This window comes from Streptomyces sp. NPDC048420 (assembly GCF_040651535.1).
Taxonomy (GTDB): Bacteria; Actinomycetota; Actinomycetes; order Streptomycetales; family Streptomycetaceae; genus Streptomyces.
This window is the reverse complement of the sequence record NZ_JBEZKG010000022.1, coordinates 22488-39758: the sequence shown is the minus strand read 5'-3', so window position 1 is coordinate 39758 and position 17271 is coordinate 22488. Positions and strand designations below refer to the sequence as shown.

The 17271-nt window shown below is 70.2% G+C and carries 18 protein-coding genes; 15 read left to right on the top strand and 3 right to left on the bottom strand.

What is annotated here, in order from left to right:
* Positions 1–64: 64 nt before the first annotated feature.
* Complete coding sequence (locus tag AB0D34_RS34745) at positions 65–1021, bottom strand: hypothetical protein (RefSeq protein WP_362669000.1); 957 nt, start codon at positions 1019–1021, stop codon at positions 65–67.
* 216 nt (positions 1022–1237) lie between these two features.
* Here AB0D34_RS34745 and AB0D34_RS34740 point away from each other — a divergent pair, with 216 nt between their 5' ends.
* Genes AB0D34_RS34740 through AB0D34_RS34695 form a run of 10 tightly spaced genes read left to right on the top strand, consistent with a single transcriptional unit; the run spans position 1238 to position 9377 of the window.
* Positions 1238–2089, top strand: a complete 852-nt coding sequence (locus AB0D34_RS34740; RefSeq protein ID WP_362668997.1) for an N-acyl homoserine lactonase family protein — start codon at positions 1238–1240, stop codon at positions 2087–2089.
* Positions 2086–3012, top strand: coding sequence for an NAD(P)-dependent oxidoreductase (locus tag AB0D34_RS34735; RefSeq protein ID WP_362668994.1), 927 nt, complete (start codon positions 2086–2088; stop codon positions 3010–3012). The genes AB0D34_RS34740 and AB0D34_RS34735 overlap by 4 nt, the downstream gene beginning before the upstream one ends.
* Complete coding sequence (locus AB0D34_RS34730) at positions 3009–3407, top strand: cupin domain-containing protein (RefSeq protein WP_362668991.1); 399 nt, start codon at positions 3009–3011, stop codon at positions 3405–3407. Before AB0D34_RS34735 ends, AB0D34_RS34730 begins: the two co-directional genes overlap by 4 nt.
* A 6-nt stretch (positions 3408–3413) precedes the next feature.
* Positions 3414–3863 (top strand): carboxymuconolactone decarboxylase family protein, encoded by a 450-nt coding sequence (locus tag AB0D34_RS34725; RefSeq protein ID WP_362668988.1) that lies wholly within the window; start codon positions 3414–3416, stop codon positions 3861–3863.
* Entirely contained in the window at positions 3856–4776 is a 921-nt protein-coding gene (locus tag AB0D34_RS34720; RefSeq protein ID WP_362668985.1) for an NAD(P)-dependent oxidoreductase, read from the top strand. Before AB0D34_RS34725 ends, AB0D34_RS34720 begins: the two co-directional genes overlap by 8 nt.
* A complete protein-coding gene (locus AB0D34_RS34715) occupies positions 4773–5534 on the top strand; it encodes a carboxymuconolactone decarboxylase family protein (protein WP_362668982.1) in 762 nt (253 codons plus the stop codon). Before AB0D34_RS34720 ends, AB0D34_RS34715 begins: the two co-directional genes overlap by 4 nt.
* An 11-nt stretch (positions 5535–5545) precedes the next feature.
* Positions 5546–6406, top strand: a complete 861-nt coding sequence (locus AB0D34_RS34710) for an SDR family oxidoreductase (protein ID WP_362668979.1) — start codon at positions 5546–5548, stop codon at positions 6404–6406.
* Positions 6403–7491 (top strand): zinc-binding dehydrogenase, encoded by a 1089-nt coding sequence (locus AB0D34_RS34705; RefSeq protein WP_362668976.1) that lies wholly within the window; start codon positions 6403–6405, stop codon positions 7489–7491. Before AB0D34_RS34710 ends, AB0D34_RS34705 begins: the two co-directional genes overlap by 4 nt.
* Before the next feature lie 11 nt (positions 7492–7502).
* Positions 7503–8624: a zinc-binding dehydrogenase gene (locus tag AB0D34_RS34700; RefSeq protein WP_362668973.1), complete on the top strand. Its 1122-nt coding sequence runs from the start codon at positions 7503–7505 to the stop codon at positions 8622–8624.
* A gap of 6 nt (positions 8625–8630) precedes the next feature.
* A complete protein-coding gene (locus tag AB0D34_RS34695; RefSeq protein WP_362668970.1) occupies positions 8631–9377 on the top strand; it encodes a GntR family transcriptional regulator in 747 nt (248 codons plus the stop codon).
* Between the two features lie 47 nt (positions 9378–9424).
* On the opposite strand, the gene AB0D34_RS34690 is transcribed toward AB0D34_RS34695, so the two are convergent.
* Entirely contained in the window at positions 9425–9844 is a 420-nt protein-coding gene (locus AB0D34_RS34690; RefSeq protein WP_362668967.1) for a nuclear transport factor 2 family protein, read from the bottom strand.
* A 36-nt stretch (positions 9845–9880) separates the two neighbouring features.
* Positions 9881–11116, bottom strand: coding sequence for an acyl-CoA dehydrogenase family protein (locus AB0D34_RS34685; RefSeq protein WP_362668965.1), 1236 nt, complete (start codon positions 11114–11116; stop codon positions 9881–9883).
* Between the two features lie 197 nt (positions 11117–11313).
* Here AB0D34_RS34685 and AB0D34_RS34680 point away from each other — a divergent pair, with 197 nt between their 5' ends.
* The 5 genes from AB0D34_RS34680 to AB0D34_RS34660 are packed head-to-tail and all read left to right on the top strand — an operon-like array spanning position 11314 to position 17211.
* Complete coding sequence (locus AB0D34_RS34680) at positions 11314–12480, top strand: flavin reductase (protein WP_362668962.1); 1167 nt, start codon at positions 11314–11316, stop codon at positions 12478–12480.
* Positions 12481–12511: 31 nt separating this feature from the next.
* Positions 12512–13753, top strand: coding sequence for an acyl-CoA dehydrogenase family protein (locus AB0D34_RS34675; protein ID WP_362668958.1), 1242 nt, complete (start codon positions 12512–12514; stop codon positions 13751–13753).
* Between the two features lie 49 nt (positions 13754–13802).
* Complete coding sequence (locus AB0D34_RS34670) at positions 13803–14810, top strand: alpha/beta fold hydrolase (RefSeq protein ID WP_362668955.1); 1008 nt, start codon at positions 13803–13805, stop codon at positions 14808–14810.
* Positions 14807–16381, top strand: coding sequence for an FAD-binding oxidoreductase (locus AB0D34_RS34665; protein WP_362668952.1), 1575 nt, complete (start codon positions 14807–14809; stop codon positions 16379–16381). Before AB0D34_RS34670 ends, AB0D34_RS34665 begins: the two co-directional genes overlap by 4 nt.
* Positions 16378–17211 (top strand): SDR family NAD(P)-dependent oxidoreductase, encoded by an 834-nt coding sequence (locus AB0D34_RS34660; RefSeq protein ID WP_362668949.1) that lies wholly within the window; start codon positions 16378–16380, stop codon positions 17209–17211. Before AB0D34_RS34665 ends, AB0D34_RS34660 begins: the two co-directional genes overlap by 4 nt.
* Positions 17212–17271: the final 60 nt, after the last annotated feature.

Sequence of the window (17271 nt, the reverse complement as noted above, 5' to 3'; positions counted from 1 at the left end):
GGCCCGGGCGTGATGGGTGCGCCCGGGCCCCGGGCGGATACGGGAGAGCGGGGGACGGGGACCGTCAGTCGGTCGTGACCGGCTCCAGACGGGCGAGGATGTCGTCCCGCTCGCTCTCGAACTGCGGCGGCAGCATGAAGTTCTTGCCGAGCTCCTCGGGAGACTCGTCGCAGTCCCAGCCGCCCTCGTCGTCGGTGACCGCCAGCTCGAACAGGGCGCCGCCCGGAGTCCGCACGTAGTGGGACTTGAAGTAGGTGCGGTTCTTCAGCTCGGAGATGTCGGTGTAGCCGGCGCCCTCGATCTCGAACTTCACCGCGTTCTGGTTCTCCAGGGTGTCGAGGTTCCAGGCGAAGTGGTGGTAGGTGCCCGCGCCGTAGCGCCAGGTGCCCTGCTCGTCGGAGCGGTTCCCACGCAGCTCGATGAAGTTGCCGTACTCCTGGGTGCCGGCCTGGAAGGAGGCGAGGTCGCCGTCCTCCTCGACCTTGCCCTGGGAGAAGAAGGCCTCGTTGCCGAAGTCGACCATGCGGTCCTGGTCGTACACGTGGATGCCCATGCCGTGGATGCCGTGGATCGCGGCCTCGGGGGACACGCCGTTGCCGGAGAAGCCCTCGCGCGGGTCGTTCTCGTTGCCGACCAGGACGTACTCGATGCCGGAGGGGTGGAGGAAGGCGACTCGGCCCCGGCCGAGGGCCTCGAAGCGCCGGGCCTCGATGTCGTGCTCGCCCAGCCGCTTCACCCAGTAGTCGAGGGAGCCGGCCGGAACGGAGAGGAGAACCTCGCGCGCCTGGTTGGTGCCCCGCTTGCCGTACAGCCCCGCCTGCGCCCACGGGAACGTGGTCACCACGGACGACGGATCGCCGTTCGCGTTGGAGTAGTAGAAGTGGTAGATCGGCGTCGAACCGTCGTACAGCACGGTCTTCTTGATGAAGCGCATGCCCAGGACTCGCGTGTGGAAGTCCACGTCCTCCTGCGCACCACCCACGGACAGCGTCACGTGGTGGGAGCCGACGAGATACGTCATAGCTCGGGTCTCCTTGTCTCGTAGTGCCGTGCCGGAAGTGAAGCTCTCAGCAGGGCCGTATGATTGTCATACGATATGACGCCAGAGGTCAATACGGAGTTTCGTCATTTGCCTGCCGTGCAGGCGATGCGAGGGGTCGCTCCGGCCGTTGCGGGACGCTCTGGTCTGCGCTAACGTGCGTCCCGAGCAATTGTCCGACAATCATACGGGGTGACAGTGAGTCCACCACTCGCCGACGACACGTACGAGGTCCTCATCGTGCGGTACGCCTCCCGTACGACGACCCGCGGTCTCGTCTTCCTCAACCACCATCTGTACGGCGAGCCGGACGGCCCCATCGGGATGGACTACTACGTCTGGATCGTGCGCAACGAGCGCCGCACGATCGTCGTCGACACCGGCTACAGCGAGCTCGGCGGACGCAACCGGAACCGGGGTCACCTCATCCACCCGGGGGAGGCGCTGCGTCGCCTGGGAGTGGAGCCGGCCGAGGCCACCGTGGTCCTCACCCACGCCCATTACGACCACGCGGGCAACGTGGACCTGTTCCCGGACTCCCAGGTGATCGTGCCGCGTACGGAGTTCGACTTCTGGACCGGTGACTGCGCACGGCGGTTCCAGTTCCACCACACCGTCGAGGAAACCGAGATCGACCACCTGCGGACCGTCCACAAGCAGGGCCGCATGGTCTTCCACCACGGCCACCAGGAGATCGCGCCCGGTGTGGAGCTGATCGAGCTCGGCGGCCACTCGCCCGGACAGGCGATCCTCACCGTCAACACCAGCGAGGGGCTGGTGCTGCTCGCCTCCGACGCCACGCACTACTACGAGGAGTTGGAGCGCGACCTGCCGTTCCTGGTCGTGGCCGACCTCGAGGCGATGTACCGGGGCTTCGACTACATGAACCAGCTCATCGCCGACCGCCGGGCGATCCTCGTCCCCGGCCACGACCCGGGCGTGCTCGACCGCCACCGGCGGCTCGACGGCCCGATGGGCGAGTTCGTCGCGGTCATCGGAGGCGCGCCGAGTGACCGCCTCAATGGCCCTCAGAGCGGAGGAAAGGCATGACCAGCAAGACAACGCCGCTGGGCTTCATCGGCCTCGGCAACATGGGCGGGCGGATGGCCCGCCGCCTGGTGTCCGCCGGGTACGAAGTCCTCGGCCACGACACCCGCTCGGAGAACATCACCGCGTGCGGGGCGACCCCCGCCGAGTCCGTCGCCGAGGTGGCGCGCAGGTGTGACGTCGTCCTTCTGTCCCTGCCGGAGAGCAAGGTCGTCGAAGCGGTGGTCCTCGGCGAGCAGGGCGTGCTGACCCACGCCCGCGAGGGTCAGGTCGTCGTCGACCTCAGCACCTCGGCGCCCGCCTCCACCACGCGCCTGCACGAGCAACTCGCCCAGCGGGGCGCCACCCTGCTCGACGCCGGCATCTCCGGCGGCGCGGCCGCGGCGGAGAAGGGCGCCCTCACCCTCATGGTCGGCGGGGACACCACGACCCTCGAACGGGTGCGCCCGCTGCTCGCGGCCTTCTCCGTCAACGTCTTCCACTGCGGACCCGTCGGCGCCGGCCACACGGCCAAGCTGCTCAACAACTTCCTCAACGCCATCGCCCTGTCGGCGACCGCCGAGGTGATGGTCGCCGGACGCAAGGCCGGACTCGACCTCCAGGTGCTCCTCGACGTGCTCAACACCAGCTCGGGCGTCAACTTCGCGACGCAGAACCGCTTCCCGAAGATCATCCAGGGCGACTACCTCAAGGGCGGCCTGACCAACGCGCTGATGATGAAGGACGTCCTCGCCTACGTCGACCTCGTCACCGGCCTCGGCGTCGCGAGCCCCAACTCCGCCGCCCCGCTCGCCTCCTTCGGCCTCGCCCTCCAGCTGGGCTACGCGCAGGACATAAGCAACACCGTCGTCGACGCGATCGGCGACCTCTCCGGGCGCGTCCGCGTCCACGACGGCGCGTACGACGCCGGGAAGGACAAGTCGTGAAACTCATCCACGGAACCACCCAGCACGGCCCCGGCACCAAGACCGGCTCGCAGTTCACCGGCACGGTGCACGCCCACCTCACGATGCCCGCCACCGACGGCGTGACCATCAACACCGTCAACTTCGCACCGGGCGCGCGCACCTACTGGCACACCCATGAGCACGGCCAGATCCTCCAGGTGCTTGCCGGAAGCGGCTTCGTTGCGACCGAGCAGGACGGCGTCCGGCCGCTGCGGGCCGGCGACACCGTGTGGTGTCCGCCGGGCGAGCGGCACTGGCACGGCGCCGCCCCCGACTCCTATCTGACCCACACGGCCATCTCGCTCGGGAAGACCGCCTGGGCCGAGGAAGTCGGCCACGAGCAGTACCCCGCTCCCGTCACCGCAGAGGACTGAGACTCCATGGCAACCGATACCCCGACCACCGCGACCGAGCCCCTGATCACTGACGTCAGCCCGCGAGACGCCACCCACCGCGACACCTACGAAGCCGGCCTCGCCATCCGCAAGGCGGTCCTCGGCGCCGAACACGTCGAGCGCTCGCTGGCCAACGTCAGCGAGTTCGCCCGGCCGATGCAGGAGCTGGTCACCGAGTACTGCTGGGGCGCCGTGTGGAGCCGTCCGGGACTCGAGCGACGTACCCGCAGCCTGGTCAACCTCGCCATGCTGACCGCCCTGGGCCGCAACCACGAGCTCGGCGTCCACGTCAAGGGAGCCCTGACCAACGGGGTGACGACCGAGGAGATCCAGGAAGTGCTCCTCCAGACGGCCATCTACGTCGGCGTCCCGGCGGCACTGGAGTCCTTCCGTGTCGCCGAGCAGGTGATCGGTGAGGTCAACGGCGATGCCTGACCGCACCGAGACTCCCGCCGCCCTGCCCTCGGTGGCCTTCATCGGCCTGGGGAACATGGGCGCGCCGATGTCCGTGCGCCTGGTCCGTGCCGGATACTCCGTGACCGCGTTCGACCTGAGCCGGGACGCCCGTGCCGCGTCGGCCGCCGCCGGAGCCGCCACCGCCGAGACCGCGGCCGAGGCGGCGCGGGGCGCCGACGTCGTCGTCCTCATGCTTCCCGGCAGTCCGGTGGTCGAGGCGGTGCTCGGTGCCCCTGCGGTGTCCGTGGCGCTGGCCCCGGGCAGCACGGTCGTGGACATGAGCTCCTCCGACCCGCTGTCCACCAGAAGCCTGGCCGCCGCCCTCGGCAGCCGAGGGGTCACCCTCGTCGACGCTCCTGTCTCCGGCGGGGTCAAGGGCGCCGAGAACGGCAAGCTGACGATCATGGTGGGCGGCGCCGAGGACGACGTCGAACGGCTGTCACCGCTGCTGGCGACCATGGGCACCGCCCGCCGCGCCGGACCGGTGGGCGCGGGCCACGCGCTCAAGGCCATCAACAACCTGCTGTCCGCCACCCATCTGCTGGCCACCGCCGAAGGCGTCCTGGCGGGGGAGCGGTTCGGACTCGACCCGGCCGTCATGGTCGAACTGATCAACTCCTCCAGCGGGCGCAGCGGTTCGACGGACAACAAGTTCCCCAACTTCGTGTTGCCCGGTACCTACGACTCCGGCTTCGCCATGAAGCTGATGGTCAAGGACATGCGCATCGCCGTCGACCTGGCCCACCAGCTAGGCGTCGAGAGCCCGCTCGCCGACCGCGCCGTAGCCCTGTGGGAACGCGCACTCGAAGCCCTGCCCGACACCGCGGACCACACCGAGATCGCCCGCTGGGCGTTCGACGCTTCCGCGGACCGAGAGCCGGTGGCCGGATGAGCGCGCCGCCCGAGAACGAACTGCGGGACTCCGTCGTCGAGTTGCACGGCGCCTGGGACGAGCAGTGGCAGGCGGTCCTCGAACTCGCGCCCGAACTGCTCGCCGCGTACGTACGGCTGGCCGGTGTGCCCCAGCGCAAGGGGCACCTGGACCCCAAGACCCGCGAACTGATCTACCTGGCCGTCGACGCGGCGGCGACCCACCTGTACGCCCCCGGCGTGCGCCGCCACATCCGCCGGGCTCTCGACCTCGGCGCCACGCCGGGTGAGATCACCGAGGTCATCGAGCTGACGACGACCCTGGGCATCCACGCGATGAACATCGGTGTGCCGTTGCTCGCCGAGCTCCTCGAAGAACGCGGCCTGCGCGACGGCCCCGGCGAACTCGGCGCGTACCAGAAGGAGTTGAAGGAGCGGTTCACCGAGAGCCGCGGCTACTGGCACGAGTTCTGGGACGAGATCCTCGAACTCGACCCGGAGATGTTCGAGGCCTACACCGACTTCTCGTCGGTGTCGTGGCAGCACGGCTCCCTGGAACCCAAGGTGAAGGAGTTCGTCTACACGGCCTTCGACTGCGCCTCCACCCACCTGTACGTCAAGGGGTGGAAGGCGCACATGAACAACGCGCTGACCTACGGCGCCACCGTCGGCGAGCTCCTGGAGGTCATGGAGATCGCCGCCGTCATGGGCATGCAGAGCGCACTCCAGGCCCTGCCGGTGCTGCGCGAGGAACAAGCCCGACCCCTGCGACAGACGTGAGGCGGAAAGACATGACACTGCGCGGACTTGACGGGAAGGTCGCCGTCGTCACCGGGGCCGCCGGTGGCCTCGGACGGGCCACGGTGGAGCGGCTCGTGGAGGAGGGCGTGAAGGTCGTCGCCGTCGACCTGGACGAGTCGGCCGCCAAGGAGGTCGCCGCGGCTGTCGGCGGAGAGACCGTCGGCGTCGGTGCGGACGTGACGACCGAGGAGGGCGTCGACGCCTACATGCGGGCCGCCGTGGACGCGTTCGGACGGGTGGACCTGCACCACCTCAACGCCGGGATCGCCGGCTCCCTCGCCGACCTCGTTGACGTGTCGGTCGAGGAGTGGGAGAAGGTGATGGCGGTCAACCTGCGGGGCCCGTTCCTCGGCATACGGGCGGCTTTCCGCCACTACCTCCAGCGCGGCAGCGTCGGGTCCATCGTCGTCACCGCCTCGATCGCCGGCCTGCGCGGCAGCAACGACCTGCTGGCGTACACCACGTCCAAGCACGGCACGGTGGGTCTGGTCCACGGGGCCGCCGTCTACGGGGGCCCCATCGGCGTGCGGGTGAACGCCGTCGCTCCGGGGATCGTGCCCACGCCGATCTTCGGTGAGGCAGGGATGGCCGACATGCGCGGGCGCGCGGGCACCTCGCCGCTGCGGCGCGCGGGCCGGCCCGAGGAGGTGGCCGCGACGGTGGCGTTCCTGCTCAGCGACGAGTCGAGCTACGTCACCGGCGAGATCTTCTCCGTCGACGGCGGCGCCAGTGTGCAGAACACCAACCGCCGAGGCGGGGGAGCGGGGCTCTGGGACGTGGCGGTGACCGACGAGGCGCTCCTCGCGCGGCACGCGGCGGGAGCCGCCGGGACGCGGGAGGCCTCCCGATGACGACGATGAGAGCAGCCCTGCTGCGAGGCTTCGAACAGCCCCTGACCGTCGAGGAGGTGGAACTGCTCGACCTCGCGCCCACCCGTGTGCTGGTCCGCACCAAGGCGACGCCGTTCTGCTCCACCGACGTCACCAGCTTTCACGGCCGCCTCGGCAAGGTCCCGCCGACGATCCTCGGGCACGCCTCGACCGGCGAGGTCGTCGAGGTCGGCAGCCAGGTCCGCGGCATCGAGGTGGGCCAACGCGTCGTCGTCCCCGGCACACCCGAGTGCGGCCACTGCTTCTACTGCGGCATCGGCCGCCCCGACCAGTGCTCGGAACTGTTCGACCTCGGCGGTGTCTACCCGGACGTCGCCCGGACCTCCGACGGCCTGGTGGTGAACGCCGCCGGATGCGTCGGCGGCTACGCCGAGATCATGAACGTCTCGCAGAACCAGGTCTTCCCCGTCGACACGGACCTGCCCTGGGAGGTGCTCTCGCTCCTCGGATGCGGGGTCACCACCGGGGTGGGGGCGGTCCTCAACGTGGCCCGCGTCCGGCCCGACGAGGTGGTCGCCGTCGTAGGAGCGGGACACCTGGGGCTGTGGGCCGTACAGGCGGCGCGTCTGGCCGGGGCCCGCGAGGTCGTCGTGATCGAGCCCCGGGAGGAGCGCCGAGGCGTGGCGACCAAGGTGGGAGCCACGGCCGCCGTCGCACCCGAGGACGCGCTGGAGGCCGTACGGGGCGTGACCGGGGGACGAGGGGCCGACAAGGTCATCGAGGCTGCCGGGCCGCCCGCCGCACAGCGCCTGGCGCTGGAGATCTCCCGGCGAGCCGGCACCGTCGTGCTCTCCGGACTGAAGGACGTGGCCGGTCAGGTCACGTTCGGGCAGGTCCCCCTCGCCGTCCAGAGCCGGCAGGTTCTCAGCACCCAGAACGGCAACGTCCGCATGCGCCGCGACCTCCCCGCGTACGTCCGTCTGCTCGAACGTGGCGTGCTCGACCCGTCGCCGGTCATCACCTCGACGTACCGGCTCGACGACATCAACACCGCTCTCGAGCGGTCCGAACGGCTCGAGGACCTCTCGGGCGTGTTCGTCTTCTGACGGGAGCCGAGATGAGAGCAGCGGTGCTGGAGGCGTTCGGCGCCCCCATGCCGGTCCGGGAACTTGCCCTGCGCGACCCGACCGAGCACGAGGTACTGGTACGGACGGTCGCCGCGCCGTTCTGCTCCACGGACTGGCTCGGCTGGCGGGCGATGCGCGGCAAGAAACCGCCGGTCGTGCTCGGCCACACTGCGCTGGGCGTGGTCGAACGCTGCGACGGCCGCGGCACCCATGCCCGCGGTCGCGGCTACGGCGTAGGTGACCTCGTGGTCGTCGCCGGGACGCCACAGTGCGACGCGTGCTTCTACTGCGGCATCGGCCGGCCGGACCAGTGCGCCCGTCTCTTCGAGAGCCCCGAGCCGGTCGTCGCCACCGACCCGGCGGGCCGTCCGGTCCGCGCGGCCGGTGGCGTCGGAGCGTACGCCGAGTTCGTCCTCGCGGACCGCAGCCAGGTGTGGCCGGTGCACAGTTCGCTACCCGCCCCGCACCTGAGCCTGCTGGGCTGCGGCATCACCACCGGCCACGGCGCGATCGTGAACGTGGCCGAGGTCCCGCCGGGCGCGTCCGTCGCGGTCGTCGGTCTGGGACACCTGGGGTTGTGGTGCGTGCAGGCCGCCCGGGTCGCCGGCGCCGGCCGGATCATCGGTGTGGACCTGCTGGCCGACCGCCGTGCCACAGCCGCCGGGCTGGGGGCGACCGATGTCATGGACCCTACGGAGGGCGATCCGGTCGAACAGGTGCGGTCCCTCACCGAGGGGCGGGGCGCGGACGTGGTCGTCGAGGCCGCGGGCCCCGAACAGGCGGTGCAGCAGGCGGTCGCCATGTCACGGCGGGCCGGGACGGTCGTGCTGACGGGTGTGCAGTGGGCGGACGGCCGGATCTCGCTGCCGCAGAACGCCGTCGCGATCCACGGCAGACGGATCCTGTCCTGCCAGAACGGCCAGAGCGTGATGTCCCGCGACCTGCCCCGCTGCGTGGAACTCCTGGAGAGCGGCGAGTACGACGCCCGGCCGATCGTGACGGCGCGGTACACCCTCGACCAGATCAACGAGGCGCTGTACGCCGCCGGAGAGTTCCGGGACCTCAGCGGGGTCATCACGGCCTTCCGCCATCAACCACATACGCAGGAGTGAGGGATCATGCCCCGCGCCCCGAAGCCCACGGCCTCGAATCCGACCTCGAATCCGGCCTCGACCACTCTCGCCTCGGCCTGGACCACCAGCCCCGTCGGCCGGATCGCCGCACCGCTGCGCGAGCAGGTCGTCACGGCTCTGCGCGAGGCGATCCTCGACTTCCGCCTGGAGCCGGGCCGCCGCCTCGTCGAGCGCGAACTCGTCGAGCAACTCGACGTCTCCCGCACCACGGTTCGGGAAGCACTGCGGGAGCTGACCTCCGAGGGGCTGATCAAGGTCGTGCCCCAGAAGGGTGCCGTGGTCGCGGTGCCCACCCCGGACGAGGCGCGCGACCTCTACGAGGTCCGGTGCGCGCTGGAGACGCTGCTGGTGCGACGCTTCATCGAGAAGGCGCCGCGTTCCAAGGTGTACGCCCTCGAAGCGGCCGCGGAGCACTTCGCCGAGGTCGCCTCACGGGACGACGCCGAGCCGCGTGACGTGCTCGACGCGCGGCGCGACTTCAACGCCGTCCTGCACGACGGTGCCGGCAGCGAGGTGCTGCGGCAGCTGGTGGAGGGCGTCCAGGCCAAGGTGCGCGTCCTGGTGGTCAAGGGCATGTCGACGAACCACGCCGAAGTGATCCAGGAACTGCGCGACATCGTCGCCGCCGTCAGGGAGCGGGACGCGGACACCGCGGTCGAGATCTACGCCAAGCACATGCGGCGCGTGGCCGCCAACGTCCTTGAGGGCCTGAAGGGGATCCAGGAGCGGTAGGGCCACTCCTGGATCCCCTTCGCTGTCCCGATCCCCGGGGCGCCGCCTCAGTCGCCCCGCCCGGAGGTCACCGCCGCGAACGACTGCGCGGTGTGCTGCGTGTCCATGTACTCGCGGACCGCGCTGACCCGGTCGCCGGAGATCTCGTACACGTTCGCGTACCGGTTGTCGTAGCGGCTTCCGTCGCGGAAGAAGCCGCTGCCCACGGCCTCGGCGACGACACAGCTCCCGTCGCCGACGAGGCGGGTGATCGCGATCTGCGGGCCGGTCGCGTCGAAGAGCGCGAGCATGTGTGCAAGGACCTTGACCAGGGTCTCCCCGTCCATCGGGTCGCCGGCGCCCGGCAGGTCGTAGGCCTGGATCGTGTAGGTGAAGTCCGGTGTGATCAGCTCGCCGAGACGGTCCCAGTCCTGGCGGTTGAGCGCGTCGACGAAGGCCCGGACGACGTCCTTGGAGGCGATGGCCATGAAGGTCTCTCTTCGGTAGGGATGGCGGCCGAGGTGTCAGAAGGTCAGCGGCTGTCCGAAGTGGAAGCGTGAGACCGACCCGTAGGTGACGTCCCACTTCGCGGCGATGTGCGTCTTGAACATCGCGACGTCCCGGTAGTACTTCTCCATGGGCGACCCGAGCCGTGCCGAGCTGGATCCGGCGGTGGAGAACGCCAGGTCGACGGCCTGGTTCGCCAGCTGGGCGCCCTGCAGGATGACGCCGCGCAGCCGGGCGTCCTCCTCGGGTGTGAACTCCTGGCGGGTGCGTTCCCAGCGCCGTCCCAGCTCGGTGTACTGGCGCATCGCGCCGAGCAGCAGGGTCTCGCCGGCGTCGATCTGGGCGAGCATCTTGCCGTACCAGCGGTGGAACTCGGCGGAGTCGGTGCGCGGCATCATCGGCGGGAAGCTCGTCGGGCGGGTGGCCATGAGCTCGTCGAAGGCGTCGAAGGCCGCCCAGGCGACGCCTATCTGGGTGGCGACGAGCTCGCAGTTGAAGAAGGCGAGGGTGCGGCCCAGGTACATCGGGTTGCGGTGCAGCCGGTAGCCGACGGTGCCCGTGTCGCCCAGCGTGTGGTCCTTGAAGTCGTAGACCACGCTGAGGTGTTCGGGGACCAGCGCGTCCGTGACCTGGAGGGAGTTCGAGCTGGAGGCCCGCATGCCCAGGACGCCGGACCAGTCGTCGAGGATCTCGTAGTCGGATCGCGGGACGATGAACGCGCGCAGCCCGAGCGGCTCGTCCCGCTCGGTGAAGGTGTGGGCGACGAGCATCGCGTGGGTGCTCCACATCGAGCCCGAGCAGTAGTCCCAGGTGCCGGTCAGCCGGTAGCCGTGCGCGGTGCGGACCGCCCGGCCGCGCGGGATGGTGCGTCCCGGCGCGATGAGGTCTCCGGCGAACAGCTCCTCCTGGGCCTGTTCGGGAAAGAAGGAGGCCACGTGCCAGGCGTGTCCGGCGCCGAGGACGAAGGACCAGCCGACACCCGGGTCGCCGCGTGAGATCTCCACGGCCACCCGGAGGAAGTCCTCCAGCGGCAGTTCGAGGCCCCCGTACCGCTTGGGGTGGAGCATCCGGTAGAAGCCGGCGTCGAGCAGCTGTTTGTGGATCGCCTCCGAGTAACCACTGAGCGCCTCGTGCTCCGCCTGCGCGGCCCGCAGGACCGGGCGGAGCCTCGTCGCCACCTCGAGAAGGTGGTCGACCGTGCCCTCCGCCGCAGGCAGGGGGGCGGAGTCTGCGGCGTACAGGCTTGCGCTCATCGGGCTCTCCTCTCGACACGAAACTTTGTATGACGATATTATAGGCATGCAGAGCACGGCGCTAGATGGGATCACCGACCAGGGGATCGACTCTGGCGGGCGCCCCTCGCCTCCCTCTTTACGTCATTGTGCGATCGTCATACAGTCCCCCGCAGGCCCCTTGCCCCCGGTCCGGGACTTCAGAGGAGTTGGTTGTGATGTCCACGCCGTCATCCGTCGCCCCGTCCGGCTCCCGTCCGGTCACCGCGCGGGAGTTCCGCGACGTCATCGGGCGGTTCGCCACCGGCGTCACCGTCATCACGACGGAGAGCGGCGGCATCCGGTACGGCAGTACCGCGAGCGCGGTCAGTTCGCTCACCGACGACCCGCCGATGCTGCTGATCTGCCTCAACCGGAACTCGGCCACCGCCGCGGCGGTGCGCGACAGCGGCGCCTTCGCGGTGAACGTCCTCGCCGAGGACCACGTCGACCTGGCGACCCGCTTCGCCTCCCGCGTAGCGGACAAGTACGACGGGGTGCCGACCGAGACCGCGTCGAACGGCTCGCCCCTGCTCGTCGGTGCCATCGCCCACCTGATCTGCCGGGTCGCCGAGCAGGTGGAGGCCGGCACCCACTACGTGTTCCTCGCCCATGTCGAGGAGGCGATGTCGTACCCCGGCCATCCGCTCGCCTACTTCCGCGGCCGCTTCGGCCGGATGCAGACGGCGCCGGAGGCCACCGTCCTGCGCGAGGTCCGCGCCCGCGTGCTCGATGCCGGCAGTGACGTCGAGGAGGTCATCGACACCGGCCGCTGGGCCGAGGAGTTCGGGGTGGACACCAACCGCGTCCACCGCGCCCTGGCCGCCCTCGCCGACGAGGGGCTCATCCGGCGTCAGGCGGGGGAGTACCTCATCGCACCCGTCCCCGACTCGATCATCGACGACGTCTACAAGGCCAAGCTCGCCATCGAGACGGGCGTCGCGGAACTGACCGTCGGCAAGGTGACCACCGACCAGTTGGCCCGGCTGCGGGAGCTGATGGAGGACACCCTCGGCTTCGTCAAGGACGGCCACTTCACCGACCCCGAGGGCTGGGTGCGCGCCAACGAGCGCTTCCACGAGTACATGGTCGAACTCGCCGGATCCACGATCCTGCTCGACACCTACCGCCGCCTCTGCCTGCCGGGCCTCAACCTGCGCGCGCTCGACTCGGCGAGCTACGCCTCCAGCTCCCTCCTCGACGACCACCGCCGGCTCGTCGAGGGATACGAGGCCGGCGACCTGGCCCAGGTCTCCGGCGTACTCCGGCAGCACGCGCGGCGCCCGCTGGAGATGCGCCGCGAGGACCAACTGCGCCGCGCCACCGACGCGAGCCCCCTCGCCTGAACCCGGCTCTGCCCCCCGCTTAGGAGATTCGATGACCACAGCACACGCCGCCGCACAGCCCGACCTGGCCGTGCCCTCGCCGGAGGAGCTCGTCGGGCGGGCCCGGGCGATGCGCGAGGAACTGCTCGCCCGCCAGGAGGAGGCGGAGCGGCTGACCCACCTCCCCGACGACGTCCACGAGCAGTTCGTCGCGAACGGCTTCTACGACATGTTCGTCCCGAAGAAGTACGGCGGCCTTGAGGTCTCGCCCCGGACGTTCTTCGCGGTCTGCAAGGAACTCGCCCGCGGCGACATGGGCAGCGCGTGGTGCTTCGCACTGGCCGCGAACCACGCCCTCCACGTCGCCTCCTGGTACCCCGAGGAGGTCCAGGACCGGGCGTTCGGCGACCACGACTTCCGGGCCGCGTCGGTGTCCGCGCCTACGGTCAGGGCGAAGAAGACCGACGGCGGATACGTCCTCAACGGTGTCGTCGACTACTGCTCCGGCATCCCCCACTCCACCTGGTACCTCGGCCAGTGCATGGTCGAGCAGGAGGACGGCTCCGCCCCGGCGATGGGCATGTTCCTCGCACCCGAGGAGAGCTTCGAGCGTCTGCACAACTGGGGCGAGTCGACCGGCCTGAAAGCCACCGGCTCGGAGAGCATCCGCTTCACCGACGCCTTCGTCGAGGCCGACCTCGTCATCGAGGACGCCAACATGATCGACATCCCGGTCAAGGACGGCACGGTCGGCTCCCAGCTGCACGGCAACCCCATGTACGCCGGCCGCGGGCTGCTCACCTTCACCGTGTCCCTGGCCAGCCTGGCGGTGGGCGGGCTGTACCACGCCCTCGACGAGTTCGAACGCCTCATGCGCACCCGCAAGACCCCGCTCCCACCCGTCCAGCTCCGCCTGTACGACGTGGACTACCAGCGGCACTACGGCGCCGCCTGGACGAAGATCAGGACCGCCGAACTGGCGCTGGACGGCGTCATCGCGCAGCACGAGGAGTTCTGCCGCGCCACGGTCGACGGCAGCCGCGAGTACACCTTCGTCGACGACTGGAGCCTGGCCTGCGTGGTCCGGGAGATCATCATCCAGCTCTGGGAAACGCTCGAACACGACCTGCTGCGCGTCGTCGGCTCCGGCTCCATGCGCCAGGGCGAGCGGTTCGACCGGATCTTCCGCGACATGAGCTCGCTCCTCACCCACCGCAACCCGATGCTGCGCGAGCAGGCGTTCCGCAACACCGCCCACCTGCTCCTGGAGATCCCGCCGCCCGAGGCTCGCTGACCGCTGACTCCTCTTCCCCCTGTTGGGCCGCCGTGAGACAGGACCGACCATGACCGACACACCGCCCCATCTCGACGACCGGGTCGAGCCGATCACGATCCGCACCGGCTTCTTCTGGATCCCGGGCGAGCAGATCCCCACCCCGCACGGCACCGTCCCGCGCGGACCGCTCTACGTCGAGTGGCTCGCGCCGCCCGAGGTCACCCGCCCCCACCCCCTGGTCCTCGTCCACGGCGGCGGCGGCCAGGGCACCGACTGGCTCGGCACCCCGGACGGCCGGCAGGGCTGGGCCTACGACCTCGTACGCGCCGGATACGCGGTGTACGTCGTCGACCGCCCCGGCCACGGCCGTTCGCCGCACCACCCGGACGGACTGGGGCCGGTGGCCCCGCCACTGCCGCTGGAGTTCGCGAGCTTCCTGTTCGCGCCCCCGGAAGCCGCCGGGTCCCACACCCAGTGGCCCTGGGATCGCACCTTCGACGGCCCCGAGTTCCAGCAGCTCACCTCGGCGATGGGCTTCTTCCTGGCCGACTTCGCCGAGGGACAGCGGCTGGACGGGGAGCGCATCGCCGCCCTGCTGGACCGGATCGGCCCGGCGGTGCTCATCACCCACTCCGCCGGCAGCCCGGGCGGCTGGCTGGCCGCGAACCGGCGGCCCGACCTGGTCGAGGCCATCGTCGCGATCGAGCCGATGGGACCGCCGTACGCCGACTTCCCCGGCCTGGGCGAGATCACATACGGCCTGACCTACGCCGAACTCACGACCGAACCGGTAATCGACTCCCCGCATCAGCTGAAAGCCGACCCCGCCGGCCACCGCATACCCGGCCTCAGCGGCACCCCGATCGCCGTCGTCACGGGCAGCGCGTCCGGCAGCGCGGCCCAGTCCCCGCCGCTGGTCGAGTTCCTGCGCGAGGTGGGCGCGGACGCCGAACTGCTCGCCCTGGAGGACGCCGGCATCGTCGGCAACGGCCACGGGCTGATCCTTGAGGCCAACTCCTCCGACACGGTCAAGCCGGTCATCGGATGGCTCGACGGGCTGGAGGCAGCGCGGTGACGACCACACACGAGCACACGGACCTGCCGGACGAGGCGGTGCGCCGCCTGACCGAGGTGGTCGGCGCGGACGCCGTCCTGCTGACCGACGGCGAACGCGACACCTACCGCGACCCGTACTGGTTCCAGGGCGACCGCACCTACGACTCCTCCGCCGTCGTCTTCCCCACCTCCACCGACCAGGTGCGCGAGGTCGTACGGATCGCGAACGAGTACCGCATTCCCGTGTGGACCTCCTCCCAGGGCCGCAACAACGGCTACGGCGGCCCGTCGCCCCGCGTCCGAGGCTCCCTCCTGATCAGCTTCCGCCGGATGAACCGGGTCCTGGAGATCAACCGCGAACTGGCGTACGCCGTGGTCGAGCCGGGTGTGCGCTGGTTCGACCTGTACGAAGCACTGGAGGCGTCCGGCAACGGCGACCTGTGGTGCTCGATCCCCGACCTCGGCTGGGGGAGCGTCATCGGCAACTCCCTCGACAACGGCGTCACCTACGGCCCGAACGGCTCCGACTTCCAGAAACTGTGCGGGATGGAGGTGGTCCTCGCGGACGGGGAGGTGCTGCGCACCGGCATGGGAGCCATCCCCGACAACCCCTCCTGGCACGTCTACCAGCGGGGCCTCGGCCCGGTCCTCGACCCGCTGTTCATCCAGTCCAACTACGGCATCGTGACGCGCGCGGGCGTCTGGCTCCAGCGCCGCCCGGAGGCGTACGCGCCGCTCTACCTCACCATCCCCAGGGACGACCAGCTCGCCCAGGCCGTCGACATCGTCCGCGAACTCCGCCTCGACGGGGTGATCCGGGGAGTGCCGAACCTGCAGAACACCATCACCATGGCGGCCCAGTTCCCCGAGCTGCTGGGCGAGTTCATGGGCGCCGAGGGACCGGCGAGCGAGGAGGCCCTGGACGGCCTCGCCGCCCGCACCGGCATCGGACGCTGGGGGCTGCGCACCGCGCTGTGGGGCGACGGGCCCGTCGTCGAACACCACCTGCGCCGCATCCGGGAGGCGTGGTCGGCCATCGACGGCTCGCGCGTCGACCACCACCGCACCTACCTGCGCCACGAGTGGGGCGAGCTGAACACCTTCATGGAGAAGATCCAGGCCGGCATCCCGAGCATGGACCTGATGGAGGTCGTTCCGGAGTTCGTCGGCCACATCGGCTTCTCGCCGGTGGTCCCGCTCACCGGCGGTGAGGTGCGCCGCGTCGTCGACGTGATCCATCCGCTGGTCACCGACCGGGCCGGAACGAACTTCGTCTGCGCGATCTTCCCGATCAACGACCGCAGTGCCATCGTCGTCAGCAGCATCAGCTTCGACACACGCGACGAGAAGCAGGTACGGGCGGCGGTGGACACCGCGAAGATGCTGGTGAGCGAGGTGGGGGCGCTCGGATACGGCGAGTACCGCGCCCACCTGGACTTCATGGACCTCGCGGCCGACCAGTACTCCTTCAATGACCACGCGTACCGCCGCTTCGTCGAGCGGATCAAGGACGCGGTGGATCCCAACGGGATCCTGTCCCCGGGCCGGCACGGTGTATGGCCCGCCGCCTACCGGGAGGCCGTCGCATGACCGTGATCGAGAACGTGAGCGGCCTCGTCGCCGTCGTCACCGGCGGCGCGTCGGGCATCGGCAAGGGCATCGCCCAGCGGCTGGCGGAGCGCGGCGCCCAGGTGGTGATCGCCGACATCGAGCAGGACCCGCTGGACGCGGCGGCCGAGGAGATCGGGGCGGTGGGAGTGCGCACCGACGTCTCGGACGCCGCGAGCGTGCGGGCGCTGGCCGACCAGGTCGTCGACCGGTACGGCAAGGTGCACCTGGTGTTCAACAACGCCGGTGTGGCCCCGGAGTCGCGCATCGCGGACATGACCCTCGACGACTGGAAGTGGATCCTCGACGTCAACCTCGACGGTGTCATCCACGGCGTGCACGCGTTTCTGCCGCTCCTCAAGCAGCACGGCGAGCCGGCGTACATCGTCAACACGTCCTCCATGGGCGGCTTCGTCGCCGACATGCCCGGCCTCGGGGCGTACGCCACGACCAAGTTCGCGATCATGGGCCTCACCGAGGCGCTGGCACAGGAGCTGCGACGGGAGGACTCGAACGTGGGCGCCGCGGTCCTCGTCCCGGGAACGGTCCGCAGCAACATCGCCCGGTCCCTGCGCACCAGGCCCGCGGGGGAGGCGAGCAGCGGCAGCGCCTTCGTCCAGAACGACATCTCCGACGACCCGGAACTGGCCAAGCTGCGCTGGCTGGACCCGGTGGAGGTCGGCGACGTCGTGCTGGCGGGCCTGGCCCGCGGTGAGACCCACATCGTCACGCATCCGGAGTGGTATCCGATGGTGGGCGAGCGAGCGGCGAGGATCGAGGCCGCGTTCGAACGGGCGGCGAAACTGCCGTAGAAGAAGCGAGAACACGTCCGAGGCCCCGGCTCAAGCGAGCCGGGGCCTCGTTCACGTCAG

What these genes read in the sequence shown, in the direction of transcription:
- AB0D34_RS34745 (WP_362669000.1), bottom strand. Translation starts at nt 1,021, where the DNA reads ATGACGTATCTCGTCGGCTCCCACCACGTGACGCTGTCCGTGGGTGGT.
- AB0D34_RS34735 (WP_362668994.1), top strand. Translation starts at nt 2,086, where the DNA reads ATGACCAGCAAGACAACGCCGCTGGGCTTCATCGGCCTCGGCAACATG.
- AB0D34_RS34725 (WP_362668988.1), top strand. Translation starts at nt 3,414, where the DNA reads ATGGCAACCGATACCCCGACCACCGCGACCGAGCCCCTGATCACTGAC.
- AB0D34_RS34720 (WP_362668985.1), top strand. Translation starts at nt 3,856, where the DNA reads ATGCCTGACCGCACCGAGACTCCCGCCGCCCTGCCCTCGGTGGCCTTC.
- AB0D34_RS34715 (WP_362668982.1), top strand. Translation starts at nt 4,773, where the DNA reads ATGAGCGCGCCGCCCGAGAACGAACTGCGGGACTCCGTCGTCGAGTTG.
- AB0D34_RS34710 (WP_362668979.1), top strand. Translation starts at nt 5,546, where the DNA reads ATGACACTGCGCGGACTTGACGGGAAGGTCGCCGTCGTCACCGGGGCC.
- AB0D34_RS34705 (WP_362668976.1), top strand. Translation starts at nt 6,403, where the DNA reads ATGACGACGATGAGAGCAGCCCTGCTGCGAGGCTTCGAACAGCCCCTG.
- AB0D34_RS34700 (WP_362668973.1), top strand. Translation starts at nt 7,503, where the DNA reads ATGAGAGCAGCGGTGCTGGAGGCGTTCGGCGCCCCCATGCCGGTCCGG.
- AB0D34_RS34695 (WP_362668970.1), top strand. Translation starts at nt 8,631, where the DNA reads ATGCCCCGCGCCCCGAAGCCCACGGCCTCGAATCCGACCTCGAATCCG.
- AB0D34_RS34690 (WP_362668967.1), bottom strand. Translation starts at nt 9,844, where the DNA reads ATGGCCATCGCCTCCAAGGACGTCGTCCGGGCCTTCGTCGACGCGCTC.
- AB0D34_RS34685 (WP_362668965.1), bottom strand. Translation starts at nt 11,116, where the DNA reads ATGAGCGCAAGCCTGTACGCCGCAGACTCCGCCCCCCTGCCTGCGGCG.
- AB0D34_RS34680 (WP_362668962.1), top strand. Translation starts at nt 11,314, where the DNA reads ATGTCCACGCCGTCATCCGTCGCCCCGTCCGGCTCCCGTCCGGTCACC.
- AB0D34_RS34675 (WP_362668958.1), top strand. Translation starts at nt 12,512, where the DNA reads ATGACCACAGCACACGCCGCCGCACAGCCCGACCTGGCCGTGCCCTCG.
- AB0D34_RS34670 (WP_362668955.1), top strand. Translation starts at nt 13,803, where the DNA reads ATGACCGACACACCGCCCCATCTCGACGACCGGGTCGAGCCGATCACG.
- AB0D34_RS34660 (WP_362668949.1), top strand. Translation starts at nt 16,378, where the DNA reads ATGACCGTGATCGAGAACGTGAGCGGCCTCGTCGCCGTCGTCACCGGC.